Source organism: Pseudoduganella violacea, from assembly GCF_014191875.1.
GTDB classification, from domain to species: domain Bacteria; phylum Pseudomonadota; class Gammaproteobacteria; order Burkholderiales; family Burkholderiaceae_D; genus Rugamonas; species Rugamonas violacea_A.
Window position 1 is genome coordinate 112752 of record NZ_JACHXD010000003.1, and the last position, 16733, is coordinate 129484.

Annotated in this window: 15 protein-coding genes; 8 read left to right on the forward strand and 7 right to left on the reverse strand. The window is 62.8% G+C overall.

The genetic code is table 11. The features are described 5' to 3' along the window. Positions 1 to 52: 52 nt before the first annotated feature. The 5 genes from FHS03_RS06230 to FHS03_RS06250 all read left to right on the forward strand — a co-directional run bounded on the left by FHS03_RS06230 (position 53) and on the right by FHS03_RS06250 (position 8198). Positions 53 to 1072 (forward strand): Rossmann-fold NAD(P)-binding domain-containing protein, encoded by a 1020-nt coding sequence (locus FHS03_RS06230; protein ID WP_183440168.1) that lies wholly within the window; start codon positions 53 to 55, stop codon positions 1070 to 1072. A 305-nt stretch (positions 1073 to 1377) separates the two neighbouring features. After that, on the forward strand, positions 1378 to 3072 hold the full coding sequence (locus tag FHS03_RS06235; RefSeq protein ID WP_183440169.1) for a glycosyl hydrolase family 18 protein: 1695 nt from the start codon (positions 1378 to 1380) through the stop codon (positions 3070 to 3072). A gap of 146 nt (positions 3073 to 3218) precedes the next feature. After that, complete coding sequence (locus FHS03_RS06240) at positions 3219 to 4244, forward strand: cupin-like domain-containing protein (protein ID WP_183440170.1); 1026 nt, start codon at positions 3219 to 3221, stop codon at positions 4242 to 4244. Positions 4245 to 4258: 14 nt separating this feature from the next. Beyond that, entirely contained in the window at positions 4259 to 6634 is a 2376-nt protein-coding gene (locus FHS03_RS06245; protein ID WP_183440171.1) for a chitinase C-terminal domain-containing protein, read from the forward strand. Between the two features lie 106 nt (positions 6635 to 6740). Further along, positions 6741 to 8198: a glycoside hydrolase family 19 protein gene (locus FHS03_RS06250; protein ID WP_229426093.1), complete on the forward strand. Its 1458-nt coding sequence runs from the start codon at positions 6741 to 6743 to the stop codon at positions 8196 to 8198. Between the two features lie 98 nt (positions 8199 to 8296). Here the strand turns inward: FHS03_RS06250 and FHS03_RS06255 are convergent, their stop codons facing one another. Continuing rightward, a complete protein-coding gene (locus tag FHS03_RS06255) occupies positions 8297 to 8893 on the reverse strand; it encodes a hypothetical protein (RefSeq protein WP_183440172.1) in 597 nt (198 codons plus the stop codon). Positions 8894 to 8993: 100 nt separating this feature from the next. On the opposite strand from FHS03_RS06255, the gene FHS03_RS06260 reads away from it, so the two are divergent. The 3 genes from FHS03_RS06260 (at position 8994) to FHS03_RS06270 (ending at position 11360) form a co-directional block, all read left to right on the forward strand. Then, a complete protein-coding gene (locus FHS03_RS06260) occupies positions 8994 to 10160 on the forward strand; it encodes a helix-turn-helix transcriptional regulator (protein ID WP_183440173.1) in 1167 nt (388 codons plus the stop codon). A 158-nt stretch (positions 10161 to 10318) separates the two neighbouring features. Next, positions 10319 to 10759 carry an SRPBCC family protein gene (locus tag FHS03_RS06265; RefSeq protein ID WP_183440174.1) on the forward strand — a complete coding sequence of 147 codons (441 nt, stop codon included), beginning with the start codon at positions 10319 to 10321 and terminating at the stop codon, positions 10757 to 10759. Positions 10760 to 10937: 178 nt separating this feature from the next. After that, positions 10938 to 11360 carry an NUDIX hydrolase gene (locus tag FHS03_RS06270; protein WP_183440175.1) on the forward strand — a complete coding sequence of 141 codons (423 nt, stop codon included), beginning with the start codon at positions 10938 to 10940 and terminating at the stop codon, positions 11358 to 11360. A gap of 45 nt (positions 11361 to 11405) precedes the next feature. On the opposite strand, the gene FHS03_RS28070 is transcribed toward FHS03_RS06270, so the two are convergent. From FHS03_RS28070 to FHS03_RS06300, 6 genes are all read right to left on the reverse strand, one after another. Next, entirely contained in the window at positions 11406 to 11882 is a 477-nt protein-coding gene (locus FHS03_RS28070) for an Imm10 family immunity protein (RefSeq protein WP_229426108.1), read from the reverse strand. Further along, positions 11807 to 12991: an MFS transporter gene (locus FHS03_RS06280; protein WP_221208059.1), complete on the reverse strand. Its 1185-nt coding sequence runs from the start codon at positions 12989 to 12991 to the stop codon at positions 11807 to 11809. The genes FHS03_RS28070 and FHS03_RS06280 overlap by 76 nt, the downstream gene beginning before the upstream one ends. Positions 12992 to 13206: 215 nt before the next feature. Then, positions 13207 to 13695 carry a type II secretion system protein gene (locus FHS03_RS06285; RefSeq protein ID WP_183440176.1) on the reverse strand — a complete coding sequence of 163 codons (489 nt, stop codon included), beginning with the start codon at positions 13693 to 13695 and terminating at the stop codon, positions 13207 to 13209. Next, entirely contained in the window at positions 13695 to 14096 is a 402-nt protein-coding gene (locus FHS03_RS06290; protein ID WP_221208060.1) for a type II secretion system protein, read from the reverse strand. The genes FHS03_RS06285 and FHS03_RS06290 overlap by 1 nt, the downstream gene beginning before the upstream one ends. Then, a complete protein-coding gene (locus FHS03_RS06295; RefSeq protein ID WP_183440177.1) occupies positions 14071 to 14535 on the reverse strand; it encodes a type II secretion system protein in 465 nt (154 codons plus the stop codon). Before FHS03_RS06295 ends, FHS03_RS06290 begins: the two co-directional genes overlap by 26 nt. After that, positions 14532 to 16724: a secretin GspD/PilQ domain-containing protein gene (locus tag FHS03_RS06300; RefSeq protein WP_183440178.1), complete on the reverse strand. Its 2193-nt coding sequence runs from the start codon at positions 16722 to 16724 to the stop codon at positions 14532 to 14534. Before FHS03_RS06300 ends, FHS03_RS06295 begins: the two co-directional genes overlap by 4 nt. Between the last annotated feature and the right edge of the window lie 9 nt (positions 16725 to 16733).

The window sequence follows — 16733 nt, forward strand, 5'->3', positions numbered from 1 at the left end:
TCGTATATTGCGATAGGTAAGTTAATTCGTTTTCTTCAACCATGGAGGTTTTATGGCTGCACCTGTACTCATTATCGGCGGTTCCGGCGTTGTTGGCGCACGCGCGGCGCGCACCCTGCACCAGTTGCATCCCAAGCTGCCCATCGTGCTCGGCGCCCGCGATCGGGACAAGGCCGGCGCCGTGGCGCGCGGGATCGATCCCGCCACGGTCAGCGCCGCGCGTATCGATTTGAGCCGTCCCGACCTGGGCCTGCCCGCCGACGCGGCCTTCAGCGCCGTCGCCGTCTTCCTCAAGGACGATACCTTGAATTCGCTGAAATACGCGCAAGCCCATGGCCTGCCTTATATGAGCGTCTCCAGCGGCACCTTCGAGCTGGGACCGGAAGTGGCGCACTATATCCACCATCCCCAGGCCAGCGCCATCCTGCTGGGCAGCCAGTGGCTGGCCGGCGCGGCCACCCTGCCCATCCTGCATTTCGTGCGCGAATTCGCGCGCGTCGATGCCATCCGCATCGGCGTGCTGCTCGACGAGCAGGATATGGGCGGTCCCGCCGCCTATGCCGACTACGAGCGCATTATCGGCAAATCGCCGCATACGCTGGTGCTCAGCGGCGGCAAGTACCGCTGGATCGCCAGCGGCGACAACGGCAGCACCCTGGTCAGCGTGGACGGCGTGCCCCTGCCCGCCCAGCCTTACGCGCCCTTCGACGTCATCAGCCTCGGCGCGGCCACCGGCGCGCGCGATGTGCGGCTCGATATCGCGCTGGGCGAATCGGCCAGCCGCCGCCGCGGCGCCGCCTTCTCCACCGAAATCATCGTCGAGCTGAGCGGGCGCGATGCCGACGGCACGGCGCGCCAGGTGCGGCATGAGCTGGTGCACCCCGCGGGCCAGGCGGCGCTGACGGCGCTGGGCGTGGCGCTCGGCATCGAACGGCTGCTGGGACTGGATGGCCGCGCAGCGCCCGGCCCCGGCCTGTACTTCCCCGAGACCCTGATCGCGCCAGGCTATATGCTCGAACGCCTGCGCGAAAGCGGCGCCCTGCTGGAGCGCCTGGAACTGGCGCCAGCCTGAGTCGGCAAGTACTAAGGACCGCTTTTGGCCGGTGCATACCACTTGAAACCAGGCCAAAACTGGTCCGCACAATTTAACAGATTTGTTATTTTCTTATGCGCGAATTACTGCATTGCAGCAGATTTTCTCATAGGGAGGGCGGGAAAAATCCACTTTTCGAATTGCAAAATTAATATTATTAGCATTTCGAAACTGGTATTACAGTGGATGAATTTAATGAAACCACTTGACTACCACTTTGTGCCACCGCATTCTCGTCCCTGCTTTTCCACGCGTAGGGGTTTACTTACAATCAGGAGACAATAATGCGACACGCTATAAGGGCGAACAGCCTGGTCATTGGCATCATCGGCAGCATGCTTGCTGCCTGCGGCGGCGGCGGCGGCGGAACGGACGCCGGCATCTCGGGAAAAACGCAAGCGGCGCCCATGGCGGCGGCCGCCTGCGCGGCATGGAGTTCCAGCCAGGTCTACACCGCAGGCGACTGCGTGACCTACGGCGGCAAAACCTATAAAGCCAAGTGGTGGACCCAGAACAATGTTCCGGGCGCCGACCAGTGGGGTCCATGGCAGTTGCAGACCGACACGCCAACGCCAACTCCAACGCCGACGCCGACTCCCACGCCAACCCCAACGCCGACGCCCACGCCGACACCCACCCCTACTCCAACCCCAACACCCACCCCGACGCCGACGCCAACGCCGCCCGGCCGCGAAATCGGTTCCTACTTTGCACAGTGGGGCGTCTACGGCCGCGCCTACGAGGTGGCCGACATCCACACCACCAAGACCCCGGTCAACGGCGTGCAGACCAGCATCGCCGACCAGCTCACCTTCATCAACTACGCCTTCGGCAACGTCTACGCCAAGAACGGCGGCTATGAATGCGATATGGTCACCAAGACCGAGACCGGCAACCAGTCGCCACCACCGGCCGACGCCGGCACCGGCGGCGATGCCTGGGCCGACTACCAGCGCCAGCCGGCGCGTACCGTCAACGGCCAGACCGTGCCGTGGGACGCCAAGCTGTCGGGCAACTTCCTGCAGCTGAAACTGCTCAAGCAAGCGCACCCGAACCTGAAAGTGTTCATCTCGCTGGGCGGCTGGACCTGGTCGAAATACTTCTCGGCCGCGGCCAAGACCGACGCGCTGCGCAAGCAGCTGGCCAAATCCTGCGTCAAGCAATTCATCGCCGGCGACCTGCCGGTGCAGGATGGACGCGGCGGCCCCGGCACCGGCAAGGGTGTGTTTGACGGCATCGACATCGACTGGGAATACCCGGGCGGCGGCGGCCAGCCGTACAACACGGTGGACGCGGTGAACGACAAGCACAACTTCACGCTGCTGATGCAGGCCTTCCGTGAAGAACTGGACGCGCAAGGCACCAAGGATGGCAAGCGCTACCTGCTGACCGCCGCCGTCGGCGCCGGCGTGGACAAGATCAACAACACCGAACCGGCCCTGTACCAGCAGTACATGGACTGGGTCAACTTGATGACCTACGACTTCCACGGCGCCTGGGAAAACACCACCAACTTCCACTCGCCGCTGTACCACGACCCAGCCGATCCATCGACCGGCAATGTCGCCAAGTACAACACCCACGACGGCATCACCGCCCTGGTGGCCGCCGGCATGCCGAAGAACAAGATCCTGCTCGGCGTACCGTTCTACGGACGCGGCTGGAAGAACGTGCCGGCCGGCCCCAACGGCAACGGCCTGTACCAGACGGCAGGCGGCGGCGCCAACGGCGCCTGGGAAACCGGCATCGAGGATTACAAGGTTCTCGTAGGCAAGGCCGGCACCCGCACCTACCACCCCGTCACCAAGCAACTCTTCCTCTACACCACCACGGGTGAATGGTGGAGCTACGACGACGCCACCGTGATCGGCACGAAGATGCAATACATGCGCGATCAAGGCCTGCGCGGCGCCTTCTCCTGGGAGCTGGACGGCGACGCCAGCGGCGCCCTGACCAGCGAAGTCTGGAAAGGCCGCTAAGCCCACCGCCGAGCCCGTGTCCACCGTGGTGCCAGGCACCATGCGGACACGAGCTCGGCCTTAGCTGCCCTGTCCTAAAGATGAGACCGTGTCCAATGGGTGCCTGGCACCAATCGGACACGAGCTCGACCATTCGAGGAGGGAGTATGAAACGTCGTGCGACGGTGCATCAGTTGCGCAATATCGGAGACGATTGGCGGCGCTGGATCGGGGAGAATCTGATCCTGGGTACGCACCCGGAGGCGCTGGCCGGCATCCTGCAGCAAAACGGCATCTCAGCCATCGAGGCCGCCCATGAGATCGAGGCGGCGCTGCGCAGCCCCTATCTGCAAGGTTCGCAACGCCTGCGCAACCGGCTCGCCAAACGCGATTGGGTGATCGGCATCCAGGCGCAATTGAACCGGCTGGCGCCCATCCATATTCCGCGCCGCGAGAAGCTGTCGCGCGAAGACTTCCTGCAGCAGCACTATGCGCTGAACCGTCCCGTCATCATCACCGGCATGCTGGACGATTGCCCCGCGCGCAGCAAATGGACGCTGGATTTCTTCGCCAGCCAGTTCGGCGAACGCAGCGTCGAAGTGCAGTTCGGCCGCAACGCCGACCAGGACTATGAAATGAACAGCATCGCCCACAAGCGCCAGATTCCATTCGGCGAGTTCGTGGAGCTGGTGCGCAGCAGCGGCCATACCAACGATTTCTACATGACGGCCAATAACGATTCGCGCAACCGCCACGCGCTGCGCGAGCTGTGGGCCGACGTGCCGGCCCTGCCCGAGTACTTGAAGCCGGCCGGCGAGCAGCAGGGCTTTTTCTGGTTCGGCCCGGCCGGCACCATCACCCCCTTCCACCATGACCTGACCAATAACTTCATGGTGCAGATCATGGGCCGTAAGCGCGTGCGCCTGATCGCGCCCTGCGACACGCCGCGCTTGTACAACCAGCGCCACTGCTTTACCCCGGTCGATGGCCGCGCCATCGATGTGCAGCGCTATCCGGACATGGCGGGTGTTCCGGTACTGGACTGCGTTCTGGAACCAGGCGAGATCCTGTTCCTGCCGGTGGGCTGGTGGCATTTCGTCGAGGGTCTGGATATTTCCGTGACCATCGCCGCGACCCACTTCTTGTGGGACAACGATTTCTATAGCAATTACCCGCCTAATCACGATTTCTAAAAAACGGAGACAGAATGAAAACCTACAGCACCTTACTCATGGTCTTGCTGGGCGGCGCCCTGGCGGCATGCGGCGGTGGCGGCGGCGGCGACAATAGCGCCAGCGCGCCCACCGGCACGCGCCTGGCCGCCGCCCCTGCGCCCGCTCCGGCCGCCGCCTGCGCCGAGTGGAGCGCCAGCCAGGTCTACACGGCAGGCGCCTGCGTCACGTATCAAGGCAAGACCTATACCGCCAAATGGTGGACCCAGAACAATGCGCCGGGCGCCGACCAGTGGGGCCCATGGCAGTTGCAAACCACGCCGACGCCAACACCAACGCCAACCCCGACGCCCACACCCACGCCGACTCCAACGCCGACTCCAACCCCGACGCCCACCCCAACTCCCACCCCCACGCCAACACCGACGCCCACGCCTGTGGCCTGCCGTCCCGACGGCCTGGTTTCCGGCGTCACCAATGTGCCATATTGCGGCGTCTACGATGCCGATGGCCGCGAGAAGCTGGCCAATGGCCTGCAGCGCCGCATCGTCGGCTACTTCACCAGCTGGCGCACCGGCAAGAACGGCGCGCCGTCCTACCTGGTGACCGACATCCCGTGGGAAAAGCTGACCCACATCAATTACGCCTTCGCCGGCGTGGACAAGAGCACCTTCAAGGTCAAGCTGGGCAGCGGGCCGGATAACCCCGATACCGGCGTCACCTGGCCCGACATTCCGGCCGCCGCCATGGACCCCAGCTTGCCGTACAAGGGCCACTTCAATCTGTTCAGCCAGTACAAGAAACGCTATCCGGGCGTGAAGCTGATGCTCTCGGTGGGCGGCTGGGCCGACAGCGGCGGCTTCTATCCGGCCACCACCAATGCCGACGGCAGCATCAACACGGCCGGCATCAACACCCTGGCCGATTCGATGGTGGCCTTCCTGCGCCAGTATCCCTTCTTCGACGGCATCGACATCGACTACGAGCACCCGACCACGAACAACGAGGCCGGCAACCCGCTCGACTTCGGCCTGTCGAAACCGCGCCTGGCCGGCTTGATGAAGAGCTATAACCAGCTGCTCAAAGTGGTGCGCGACAAGCTCGACACCGCCGCCGTGGCCGACAACCGCTACTATCTGCTGACCATCGCCGGTTCCGCTTCGGGCTGGGTGCTGCGCGGCGAGGAAAACCTGTCCGGCCTGAAGCACCTGGACTACGCCAGCCTGATGTCGTATGACCTGCATGGCGGCTGGAACCAGTTCGTCGGCCCCAACGCCGCCCTGTTCGACGACGGCAACGACGGCGAACTGCGCGCCGCCAACGCCTACTCCTACGGCGGCATCGGCTACCTGAACGTGGACTGGGCTTACCGCTACTACCGCGGCGCGCTGCAGGCAGGCCGCATCAATATCGGCGTGCCTTACTACACCCGCGGCTGGCGCGACGTGAACGGCGGCAGCAACGGCCTGTGGGGCACCACCGCCCTGGTCAACGACACCGTGGTCTGCGCCGGCACCAAGTCCTGCGGCACGGGCGCCATCGGCATCGACAATGTCTGGCATGACCTCGACACCAACGGCAAGCCCCTGCCTGGCGGCGGCAACCCGCTGTGGCATGCGCTGAACCTGCAGAACGCCATCGTGCCGGACTACCTGGATGCCTACGGCGTCACCGAGAAAACCCTGACCGGCACCTACCAGGCGAACTACAACGCCACCCTGGTGGCGCCGTGGCTGTGGAACGCCACGCGCAAGGTCTTCATCTCGACCGAAACCACGCAGTCCATCGCCACCAAGGCCAAGTACATCGTCGACAACAATATCGGCGGCATCATGATCTGGGAACTGGCGGGCGACTACGATTGGCATCCGTCGAAAAACGGCGGCAAGGGCGAGTACTTCATGGGCTACACCCTGACCACCAATGTGTTCAACGCCTTCAAGGCGGCCGGCCCGTATGGCCACAAGCGCGCCGAAAGCCCGATTCCGGCCACCAGCGCCAAGGTCAGCATTGCGCTGGGCAGCTGGGCCTTGGGCGACAGCAACTACCCGATCAACCCGGTGATGACGGTGACGAACAACAGCGCCACCGCCATCCCCGGCGGCTCGGTGGTGGAGTTCGACTATCCGGTGTCGGCGCCGGCCAATATGAGCGACCAGTCGGGCTATGGACTGAAGGTGATCAAGGCCGGCTACACGGGGCCGAACAATATCGGCGGCTTCAAGGCCAACTTCAACCGCGCCCAGTTCACCATCCCGGCCTGGCAGTCGATCGCGCCGGGCGCCTCGGTGGCGCTGACCTTGAACTACCAGCTGCCGATTTCCGGTCCGCTGTCCTACACCATCACGGTGGGCGGCGTGCGCTATGCGCTGAGCAGCGAGTATCCGGAACTGCCGGTGGCCTTGCCATAAACCGCGTTTGAAAATCCGCGCACCGTGGCCCAGACCACGGGCGCGCCAGGCGGAGCACCGGGGCGATCAGCCCTGGCGCTCCGCTTCTTCCATCAAGGAGACAAACATGAAATCCCCCTTCCCGCTTGCGGCGCTGGGCCGCGCCCATCCTGCCGCTCTCGCCTCCGCCGTGCTGCCGGCCTTGCTGCTGGCCGCCTGCGGCGGCTCTTCCTCCGACAATCCCGCCGGCGCCCAGCAGCACCAGGGCTTGCGCATGGCCGCCGCGTCGGCCGCCGCATCCTGTCCGGCCTGGAACAGCGGCCAGGTCTACACCGCCGGCATGTGCGCCATCTACCAGGGCAAGCAATACGAAGCCAAATGGTGGAACCAGGGCAGCACGCCGAACCAGGCCGATACTTACGGCCCATGGAAATACGTCGCCGACGCGCCCGATCCGGACCCCGGTCCCGGCCCCGGCCCAGGACCGGGCGGCGTGCCGACCAAGGCCCAGGCCGAGGCCAAGGAAGTGGCGCTGACCGACAACGACTTCTTCCGCAAGGTGAAGGCTTCCATCCGCACCCTGGACAATGCCGGTGTGGATGCCGTGACGCCGGGCGCGGCCTCCAATCCGCTCAATGTGAAGCGGGTCGAACGCCTGCTGCCGGAAGCCAAATGGGAGTTCTACTTCTCCATCCGCGAAACCAGCTACACCTACCGCCGCTTCCTGCAGGCCATCGCCAAATTCCCCGCCATCTGCGACGACTACAGCGACGGCCGCAATGCCGACGCCATCTGCCGCCACAGCCTGGCCACCATGTTCGCCCACTTCGCCCAGGAGACCGGCGACCATAACGCCAGCATTCCGCTGCCGCAGTGGCGCCAGGGCCTGAAATATCTGCGCGAACTGGGATGCGAGGAAAACGGCCCGGGCTGCGGCTACAACACCGAATGCGCCGATCCGGTCTTCAACACCGTCTGGACCTGCGGCCGCAATGCCGATGGCAGCTACAAGAAATACTTCGGGCGCGGCGCCAAGCAGCTGTCCTACAACTACAACTACGGCCCCTTCTCGCAAGCGATGTACAAGGGCGACCAGTCGGTACTGCTGAAAGACCCGGACCTGGTGGCGTCGACCTGGCTGAATCTGGCCTCGGCCACCTTCTTCTTCGTCTTCCCGCAGCCGCCCAAACCCTCGATGCTGCATGTGCTGGATGGCACCTGGGTGCCGAACCAAGCCGACCGCACGGCCGGCGCGGGCAATAACTTCGCCACCACCATCATGATTATCAACGCCGAGTGCGGACAAGGCACGGAGAAGCCGGCGGCGCAGAACCGCATCGACTACTACAAGCAGTTCGCGGCGGACCTGGGCTGGAATATCGGCAGCGAACAGCTCTCCTGCGCCAGCATGCAGCGCTTCGGGCCATCGAGTTCGGCGGCCTACAACATCTATTGGGAGAAGAACTGGAGTTCGGGCGGCGATTACCAGTGCCAGCTGGTGAGCTACCAGACGCCGTATAGCGCCCTTATCGCGGGCAACTACGTGAAGTGCGTGGAGAAGAACTGGAATGTCGTGCTGAAGTAAGCCCCTGCGGACAGGCGGGCCATTCCACCCGCCTGTCCGCCCAGCTAAAGGCCGCCCCTGACTAGGGACGCGCACGCCTTCATCGCTGATGGGCGGCCCTATCTGCTTTCGAGCCGCGAGCCACGCACGCTCACGCGGGCATACTGGCCGGCGCGACCAGCGCGCGGCAGCGTCAGCCAGTCGGCGGGAATGCCGCTGTTCAACACGTCTAGCAGCCAGGGCAACCGCTGTTTCATCTGGTCCACCTCGGCGCGAAGGCGGCGGGCGGGCAACAAAGCCAGCCATTCATAACCGAAGTTGCAATCGTAATTGCGGTTTCCACCCTTGCACAGGCTGAAGGCGATATCGCCCTCGACCACATTGGCTTCAAGGCGGGGAATGGCTTCCGGGCCGGCTTCGCCGTAACGGTAGCAAGTCTCGGGCAACATCGCAAAGGTCAAACCCAGTAAAGGCTTGCGCCGCAAAGGGAATTCGATTTCCACCGTGGGCCAGAGCGGGCCGCTGCGCCGCTGCAAGGCAATGGTGGTGGCCGAAACACTACGGCTCAGGTTGGCGGCATAGTCGGCATGACGCCGCAAACCGGCCGCTTCCAGTTCGGGCACCACTTCGTTCAGCACCAATTGGACGAGGTGGGCCAAATGGCCTGTCTGGCGGCCACGCCAACGTTCGAATCGCTCTATCTGGCTGCCCGCCATCTGCTGCCTCCTTTTCCGACTTATCCGTTCGAGTATAGCGCGTCGGCATGCGAAACTATTTTGGATATGCCGCGCCCGCCGGAAATATGCACTCAAATTCTTGAAAGACGATGGGCATATCTGGCTGAGGATCGCGACCAATATTCAGAAGCTCATGATGGTAATAGTCCCATGCGCCTTATGCCACCCGAAAGACCACAATGACGGCGATGTTGTATATATACTTGTCGGCATGATTACCCGACAACTCTTATTTCTCTTTAGTGCACTTGGCGCCATCAATGGCATATTCTTGGCCGTCTACTTTTTCACGCGCCGGCCACGACGCCGGGCGGACATCATGCTTGGCGCCCTGCTGCTCGCGGTCGGTGTCCGTACTGCGAAGTCAACCTTCTTTTATTTCGATCCTTCAATTGCGATCGGTTTTCGGCAGTTTGGCTTATCTGCCTGCCTGCTGATCGGGCCGCTGACTTATCTGTATATAAGCTACCACCTAGCCGACCTCCAGCAGCGTTCGGAGGACGGCCGGTGGCGACTCCATCTGGGCCTGTGGTCCCTGGTGATCGGGATTGGCATCCTGTTCCCCTATGCTGATTATCGCGCCATCTGGGATTACTCCAGTTATGCAATCCACATGGTCTGGTTTGCCTACCTGGCGGCTTCGGCTCAGGCCTTGTGGCACGCGCGTCATCACCTGGCCGAGCCGGCTACACTTATCACGACGCGAACCTTGTTGCCGCTAAGCGTGTTCGCTGGCAGCTTCCTGATTCTCGCCGCCTACGTCAGCACGCCCCTGACCTCCTATATTGTCGGGGCACTGTCATTTACCTTCTTCATGCATATTGCGGTCCTCGTCTTCCTGTTGCGCAAAGAGTCGCCGGTAACGAAGGAAAAGTACCAGAACCGCCGCTTGAGTGAGGAAGACGCGGAAACGATCCTCTCTATGCTCGATAAACAAATGAACGAGCAGTCATTGCATTCGAATCCCAACCTCACGCTGGCCCAACTGGCGAAACGTACCGGAAATGTGCCAGCCGAAGTGTCCCAGGTTCTGAACGACAAGTTGAAGAAAAGCTTCAACTTGTACGTCAACGAGTTCCGTATCGCCAACGCGAAAACGCTGCTGCTTGCAGAACCCCAGCTGAACCTGGAAACCATCGCGGAGCGCTGCGGCTTCAATTCCAGTTCTACTTTCTTTGCCGTCTTCAAGAAGATCGCCGGGCAGACGCCGGCCAGCTATCGCACTTCAACCTTGCACTCGACCTGACAATATCGGTCCAGATCCCTCCGGAATCGCGTTTCCGGAGTCCGAATTCGCAGTATGCCAGTGTTTTTCTCCCTGCCATGATGGACGATGTGGTCGTACCGATCAATTTCTGTATCTGTCGAAGGTATCAATGCTGTAGACAACATAGGAGTAGCCGAATGCAAGTGGAAAGCCGAGTCACAATCTCTGCGCCGCCCGAGAAAATATTCGAGATTTACGCGGACGTCCCTAACTGGAAAACGTGGGACCCAGATACCAAAGAGTCGTCGATAGACGGGCCATTCCAGACGGGGAGCAAAGGCAGGATCACTCCACCGAAAGGAATCACTGTCCCAATGAATTTCATATCGGTGGTTCCCAACAAGTCGTTCACTGTCGAGTCGCAGATTCCACTCTTCCGTATGGTGTTTGAGCACGAACTCAACGCCACTGCCTCAGGAACCGAAGTCGTCCATAGAGTTACCTTTTCCGGTGCATTGTCCTTTCTGCTGGGGCGTATCGTCGGCAATCCCTTACGGACGGGGCTTCCAATCACCTTGGCATCGCTCAAGCGACTGGCGGAGAGTGGCAGGGTTGCTTGTCGCGCGCCGCTATCGTAAAGATATTTCCCCCGCGGCCACATGCACAGATACGCTACTTTAACCATCCAGGGAGGACCCAAGTGAAAAAATTCTTATTGCTGATTGGTTTGTTGTACTCACACGCGCTTTTCGCTCAGGAGGCGCCCAATGCTTCCACCTTCCATCGCCTGCTTTTCTTGAACGAAAAAACGAACTGATGGTCGTCAAGGTCAAGAACTCGAATCGCTGGGTAACTCCGGGCTGGTATCAGGACGATCGTTTGAGTATCACCGAGGGACTTGACGAACTGGCTGCCAGCTATGGCGTGAAAATCACCACGCCGACGCTTCGGGGAGTCTTTACGCTGAAGGGCGGCCAGATATCGACCAGACTCATCTACACTACAAGAATCAAGAGCGGTGAGTTGAAAGCTCCCGACATCATAGAAGAGATCAAGTGGCTGCCCATACCGAAAGCGGTAGAAACCATTACCTTTCCCCATATCCGGGTCCAGATTACCCAGCTCACCAATTACCCGGACGTCGTCTGGGGCGGCGCGCAGACCATGTATCTGGAGAACGGCGTGTACGGTTCCAAGATCGTGGAGGATTTTTATCCCTTGTCCGGCGCCCGGAAATGATTTCGCCATCCGTTTGAAGGTTCCAGTCCGCCGAAAAACAGCTTACTAGGCAAGCTGCAAGGGAAAACCGCCCTCGCCCATCCTTTGCAGCGCCTCTTTCACTTCCGTCGTCCAGCCAGCGGCTTCAATTGCAATCAACACCGAGCCATCGACGCTCAAGAACTTCCTACCCCTCTCATTGAGCCGGATGCAAAGCTCTCCGCCATCCCAGGCCAAGGACGCAATGCCGCCATAGCCTGAACGGGATTGGTCCTCGATCTCGATATGGGCCGTGTCCATGCCCAGCTCTTCGTCCTGCTCGTCCGGCTCCAGGGTTTTCTGCAGCAGCACATACCTGTGCGGCCCCGTGCCATCATCCAGGAAGCCGATGGTCAGGCTGTATTCGTCTTCCTCGATACTGATTTTTTGGCGGCGATCTTGTAATCCATCTGTGCTTTCCTTTCCACTTAGGACTTGAACGCCCGGTTCATGCCAAACACCACGCCGGACAGGCAGGCGGCCAGAATCGCCAGCACGGTCCAGGCGAAGGCGCCGGAGCCGGCGCGGTCGAGCAGGACGCCGCCCACCACGCCGCCAATGGCGACGGCGGTGTTCCAGCCGGTGGTGTACATGGATTGGGCCACGTCGATGCCGTCGCCGGCGAAGCGCGCCAGCGCCGTCTGCGTGATGGTCGCGAAGCCGCCCACCGCCACGCCCCAAATAGCCGCGGCCAGATACACCACCCAAGGCGTCGCGGCCCACAAGCCAAGCAGCAGCGTGGCCAGCGCAAATATCGCGATATTGATCACGCCCAGCCGGCGTACATGGCGGTCGACCAGCAGGCCGACGCACCACAGACCGGCGATGGAACCCAGGCCGAAGACGAACAGCACCAGGTCGACCTTGGCCGACAGGCCCGCCGGCTGCAACAGCGGTTCGATATAGATATAGAAAATATTGTGCGCGACCACAAAGCTGAAGACCACGAACAGCACCGCGCGGATGCCGCGCTTGAGGAAAACGCTGCCCAGCGTCTGGCGCCGTTCGCGGCTCTGGCCCGGGTAATCGGGCACGATGGCCAGCACCCAGGCCGCCAGCAGCAGCGCCAGTCCGCTCATCAGACCGAAGGCGCCCTGCCAGCCGATCAGGCGGCCCAGGACGGCGCCCAGCGGCACGCCCAGCACCAGGGCGATGGTGCCGCCGGCGCCGGTCAGCGCGATGGCTCGTCCGGCCATGTGCGAGGGCGAGATGCGCACCGCGTACCCCGCCAGCAACGACCAGACGATGCCACCGAAGACGCCGGCGCAGAAGCGGGCCACCAGCGACACGGTGTAGTTGTCCGACAGCGCGGTCACGAGATTGACCGCCGCAAAGCCGCAGATGGCGCTCAGCAGCAGCGGACGGCGGCGCAGGCCCTGGGTCAGCAGGGTCATCGGAATGGCGGCGGCAAAGGCGCCCACGGCATAGGCGGTGATGAATTGTCCGGCCAGGCTTTCGGACACCTTCAGGCCCGTCGCAATGGAAGAAAGCAGGCCGGCGGGGAGAATTTCGGTCAGCAGCGTGATGAAGGCGGCCATGGCCAGGGCCAGCAAGCCGCTGACAGGCAGGCGATCGGCATCCTGCCGCAGGATGGTGGTAGTTGCGTGATTCATAAAACAATATCCTTAGTACAACGATTGCCGCGCCATCAGAGGTGCGGGTGCGCCATAGTAACAGCTCCCGCACAAGTGAATAATCCGCTACAGTGAATAACACTTATGACTCTGGCGTCATCGGCCGGCTCTTCTGTTCATACGATATGGCTGGTGGGCTGCGCGTCCTTTGGTATGACGGTGATGGTGAACTGGGAGTTTGCCGCCAATGCGGCTCACTCAAACACCGCGGGGGTATAGCGCACATAGCCCTGTTCGTAGATGAACTGCCAATCCGCGTAGTGCGCGCGGCCGGCGAAGCGTTCGTGGCGGTCGGCGAAGCGGGCCTGCTTGAGGGGGCGCTGCGGTGAGCGGCTGTACACGCCCATGATGGCGCCGGACGGCGTGCGCACCAGCCCCCAGTCAGGCTTGCCGCTCAGCGGGTCCGCGTACAGGCGGCGCAGATGGCGCTGGGGCACGGCATGGCGGCTGTCCCACAGTAGTTGCTCCAGGCTGGCGGGAAACTGCTTCAGCTCACCCGGCGTGCTTTCGTAGTAGCGGCCGATGGCGGCGCGCAGCTGGTCGCCGGCGAACAGCAGCTCCTGCTCTTTCTCGCGCCGGCTCTCCAGCGTCCACATCGCCGCGCCCGCACCCATGGCGATGCTGACCATGGCCACCGTGAACAGGATGGCGAGGTAGGTAAAACCCTGCTGGCGCACTCGCATCACCAATCCCGGTAAGCGCTGCCGTCGCTGCTGCGCGCCGACGAGCCGCTGCGCACGTCCGCCACCACGCCCTGCTCGCGGCTGGCGGCCGGCACGATGCTCCAGCTGCTACCGCTGCCGGTCAACGGGTCGTCGGGGATCTTGCGCAGATAACGCCGGTCGACTAGTTCCTGCAGGGTTTCAGGATAGACGCCCATATCGGAGTAGTAGCGGTCCAGCGTGGTGCGGATCACATTCAGGTTCTCGCGCAGCACCGATTCCTTGGTCTTTTCCATGCTGCGGAAATAGCGCGGCGCGGCCAGCGACAGCAGGGTGCCGATGATGGCCATGACCACCAGCAGTTCCAGAATGGTGAAGCCGCGCGCGCGCCGCATCTCACCACTCCCGGTACGGCTGGCCATTGATGCCCTTGCCCGGCGCCAGCGAATAGATATCGAAGACATCCTTGCCGGGCTGGGGATTCTGCTGGCTCGACGCATAGCTGCGCAAGCCCCAGCTGCGCAAAGGCGGCAGATCGGGCCGCAGCGGATCGCGCGGAATGCGGCGCAGGAAGCGGATCATGCCGCCCTTGGGGTCTTTGACATCGCGCGCGCCCAGCAAATCTTCCAGCGTGGGCGGATAGCCGGACTCCCCCACCGAGCGCGCGATATGGCCGCTGTCGCTGGCCTGCTTGTAGTCGTCGATGGCCGCGCGCAAGGTGCGCAGGGTTTCGCGCAGTTCGCGCTCGCGCGACTTCTGCACCAGCAGCTCGGCCGTTGGAATCGCCACCGTCGCCAGCACGCTGACCATGGCCACCGTCACCAGCAGCTCGATGATGGTGAAGCCGCTGGTGCGCCTCACTGCGCCACCCGCACGGTATAAGGCGTAGCCGGCTGGCTGCCGCCGGCATTGACGATCTTCAGCTCCGTGCCGCTGTTCGCGGCCAGCGCCTTCATGCGCAGGGTCAGCACATTGCCATCCAGGCTGGCGCCGGGCAGTTTGCGCTTGCTCAGATCGATCTTGACGCGCTTGCTACCGTTATCGAACACCACACCGGCGTCCGCGCCGCCCTCCCCCGCCGCCAGCTCGCCCTGCTGCACCTCGCTCACCTCCAGCACGGCCGGGTCATACAGAATCTGCATCGGCTGCACCTGGGCATTTTCCGGCGCCCGCATGCGCAGCGAAAGTTGGAATTCCTGCCCCACATTGACCTGGTTCGGGCCGCCCCAGACCAGTTGCAATGGCTGTTCCGGCACGCCGGCCGGCGGCGCAAGTTCGGCGTTCTGCAGCGGCTTGGCATCCTTGCCTTGCTTGTCGCTGGAAAGGCGCAAAGGCCGCGTGTTCAAGCCATTTTCCGTGCCGGACCAAAATTCCAGCGGCTGCGATTCCGGCCGCTGCGCGCCGCGCACGATGCGCGGCGTGATCGACAACACAATCTCGGTCTTGGTATGACTGTCCTGCGGTGCGGAGAACAGGCGCCCCAGTAAAGGCAGCTGGCTCAGTCCCGGCACGCCGGTAGCGGACTTGCGGTCCTGATCGCTGATGAGGCCAGCCAACACCTGGGTTTCGCCATCCTTCAGGCGCAGAAAGGTATTCGCGTTGCGCGTACCAACCTGGTAGGCCGTAGTGCCGTTCGGCGTTTCCACCCGGCCCGAGACCGAACTGACTTCCAGGTTCAGGCGCAGCGACACCTCGCCCGAAGCGTGGATCAGCGGTTCCACGCCCACTTTCAGTCCCACGTCCAGATACTGCACATTCTCGGCCACGAAGCCGGTGGCGGTGGAGGTGGTGGTGACAATCGGCAGTTTGTCGCCGATCATCACTGATGCCTTTTCGCGGTTATGCACGCGGATGCGGGGATTGGCCAGCAGATTGCTCGATCCCGTGTCCTGGCGCGCGGACAGCGATGGGTTGCTGAAATTGACGCCGACACGGCGCGAATCCATGGTGCGCAGGTCGTGCAAGGTCAGATTCGCGCCGCTGGGAATCGGCACCACCGTCAGCTGGTTGGGCCATTGGATGCCGAGTTTGAGCAGGTCGTCGCGCTGCACGTCGATCACCTCGATTTCCAGCATCACCTCCGGTTCGGCCAGGTCATGCAGGGCCACCAGCTTTTCCGCCAACCGCACGGCCTCTGGCGTGTCGCGCACGGTCAGCAGGTTGAGGCGCTCGTCGATCACAATATCCTTCATGCGCAGCAGGGTTTTCAGCACAGTCTGCATCTGCGTCGCGGTGGCGTCCTGCAGGTAGAAGGCGCGCACCACCAGCTCCTGGTAATCGCGCCGCTTCTCCGGCGTGTCGGGATAGACCTGCACGGTGGTGCTGTTCAGGATCTTGCGCCGCAACTGGCTGTTGCGCAGGATCAGGTCGACCGCTTCGTCGATGCCGGCATTGCGCAGAAAGACCGTGGTGCGCAGATCGGCCGGCACATCCTTGTCGAAGATGAAGTTGATGCCGCTGGTGCGCGACAAGGCTTCCAGCGCCATGCGCACGCTGGCGTCGCGAAATTCCAGGTTGATCGGTTTGGCGTAGCCTTCGCGCAGACTGGCTTCCTGCAATTGCTCGCGCAGCAGCGGCGTCTCGATCTCGCGCTTCAAATTGCGCGCGCCGGCATGGCTACTGTCTTCGGCCAGGATCGCATTCAGCAGCGGCAAGGCGCGTTCGCCTTCGCCGGCGCTGGCGGCGCGGCGCGCGGCCGTCAGCAGTTCCTCATGCTGGCGTTCGCGGCGCAAGCGCGCCAGGCCTTCGCCCGCCTGGGTATTGGCCGGATCGATGGCCAGTACCTTGCGAAAGCCTTCCTCGGCGGCTTCCGCATTGCCTTGCGCCGCCTGGGCGCGGGCCGCCAGCAGCAGCTGATTGACGGCCGCCATCTGCTGTACCAGAAAATCCTTGCGATAGCTGGCATGACCGGGATCGGCCTGCGCCGCCTTGTTCAGCTGGGCCAAACCCTCCTCGGTCCGGCCCTGGGCCAGCGCCGCCATGCCGTCCTGGTGCAAGGCGCGGGCGCCGCAACCGGCCAGGCCCGCCACCGCCGCACATATTGTCCACATCCACAATCG

Bases quoted from the DNA above. Each gene is read 5' to 3' on its own strand.
- FHS03_RS06230 (WP_183440168.1), top strand. From the start codon at position 53: ATGGCTGCACCTGTACTCATTATCGGCGGTTCCGGCGTTGTTGGCGCA.
- FHS03_RS06235 (WP_183440169.1), top strand. From the start codon at position 1,378: ATGCGACACGCTATAAGGGCGAACAGCCTGGTCATTGGCATCATCGGC.
- FHS03_RS06240 (WP_183440170.1), top strand. From the start codon at position 3,219: ATGAAACGTCGTGCGACGGTGCATCAGTTGCGCAATATCGGAGACGAT.
- FHS03_RS06245 (WP_183440171.1), top strand. From the start codon at position 4,259: ATGAAAACCTACAGCACCTTACTCATGGTCTTGCTGGGCGGCGCCCTG.
- FHS03_RS06250 (WP_229426093.1), top strand. From the start codon at position 6,741: ATGAAATCCCCCTTCCCGCTTGCGGCGCTGGGCCGCGCCCATCCTGCC.
- FHS03_RS06255 (WP_183440172.1), bottom strand. From the start codon at position 8,893: ATGGCGGGCAGCCAGATAGAGCGATTCGAACGTTGGCGTGGCCGCCAG.
- FHS03_RS06265 (WP_183440174.1), top strand. From the start codon at position 10,319: ATGCAAGTGGAAAGCCGAGTCACAATCTCTGCGCCGCCCGAGAAAATA.
- FHS03_RS06270 (WP_183440175.1), top strand. From the start codon at position 10,938: ATGGTCGTCAAGGTCAAGAACTCGAATCGCTGGGTAACTCCGGGCTGG.
- FHS03_RS06280 (WP_221208059.1), bottom strand. From the start codon at position 12,991: ATGAATCACGCAACTACCACCATCCTGCGGCAGGATGCCGATCGCCTG.
- FHS03_RS06285 (WP_183440176.1), bottom strand. From the start codon at position 13,695: ATGCGAGTGCGCCAGCAGGGTTTTACCTACCTCGCCATCCTGTTCACG.
- FHS03_RS06290 (WP_221208060.1), bottom strand. From the start codon at position 14,096: ATGGCCAGCCGTACCGGGAGTGGTGAGATGCGGCGCGCGCGCGGCTTC.
- FHS03_RS06300 (WP_183440178.1), bottom strand. From the start codon at position 16,724: ATGTGGACAATATGTGCGGCGGTGGCGGGCCTGGCCGGTTGCGGCGCC.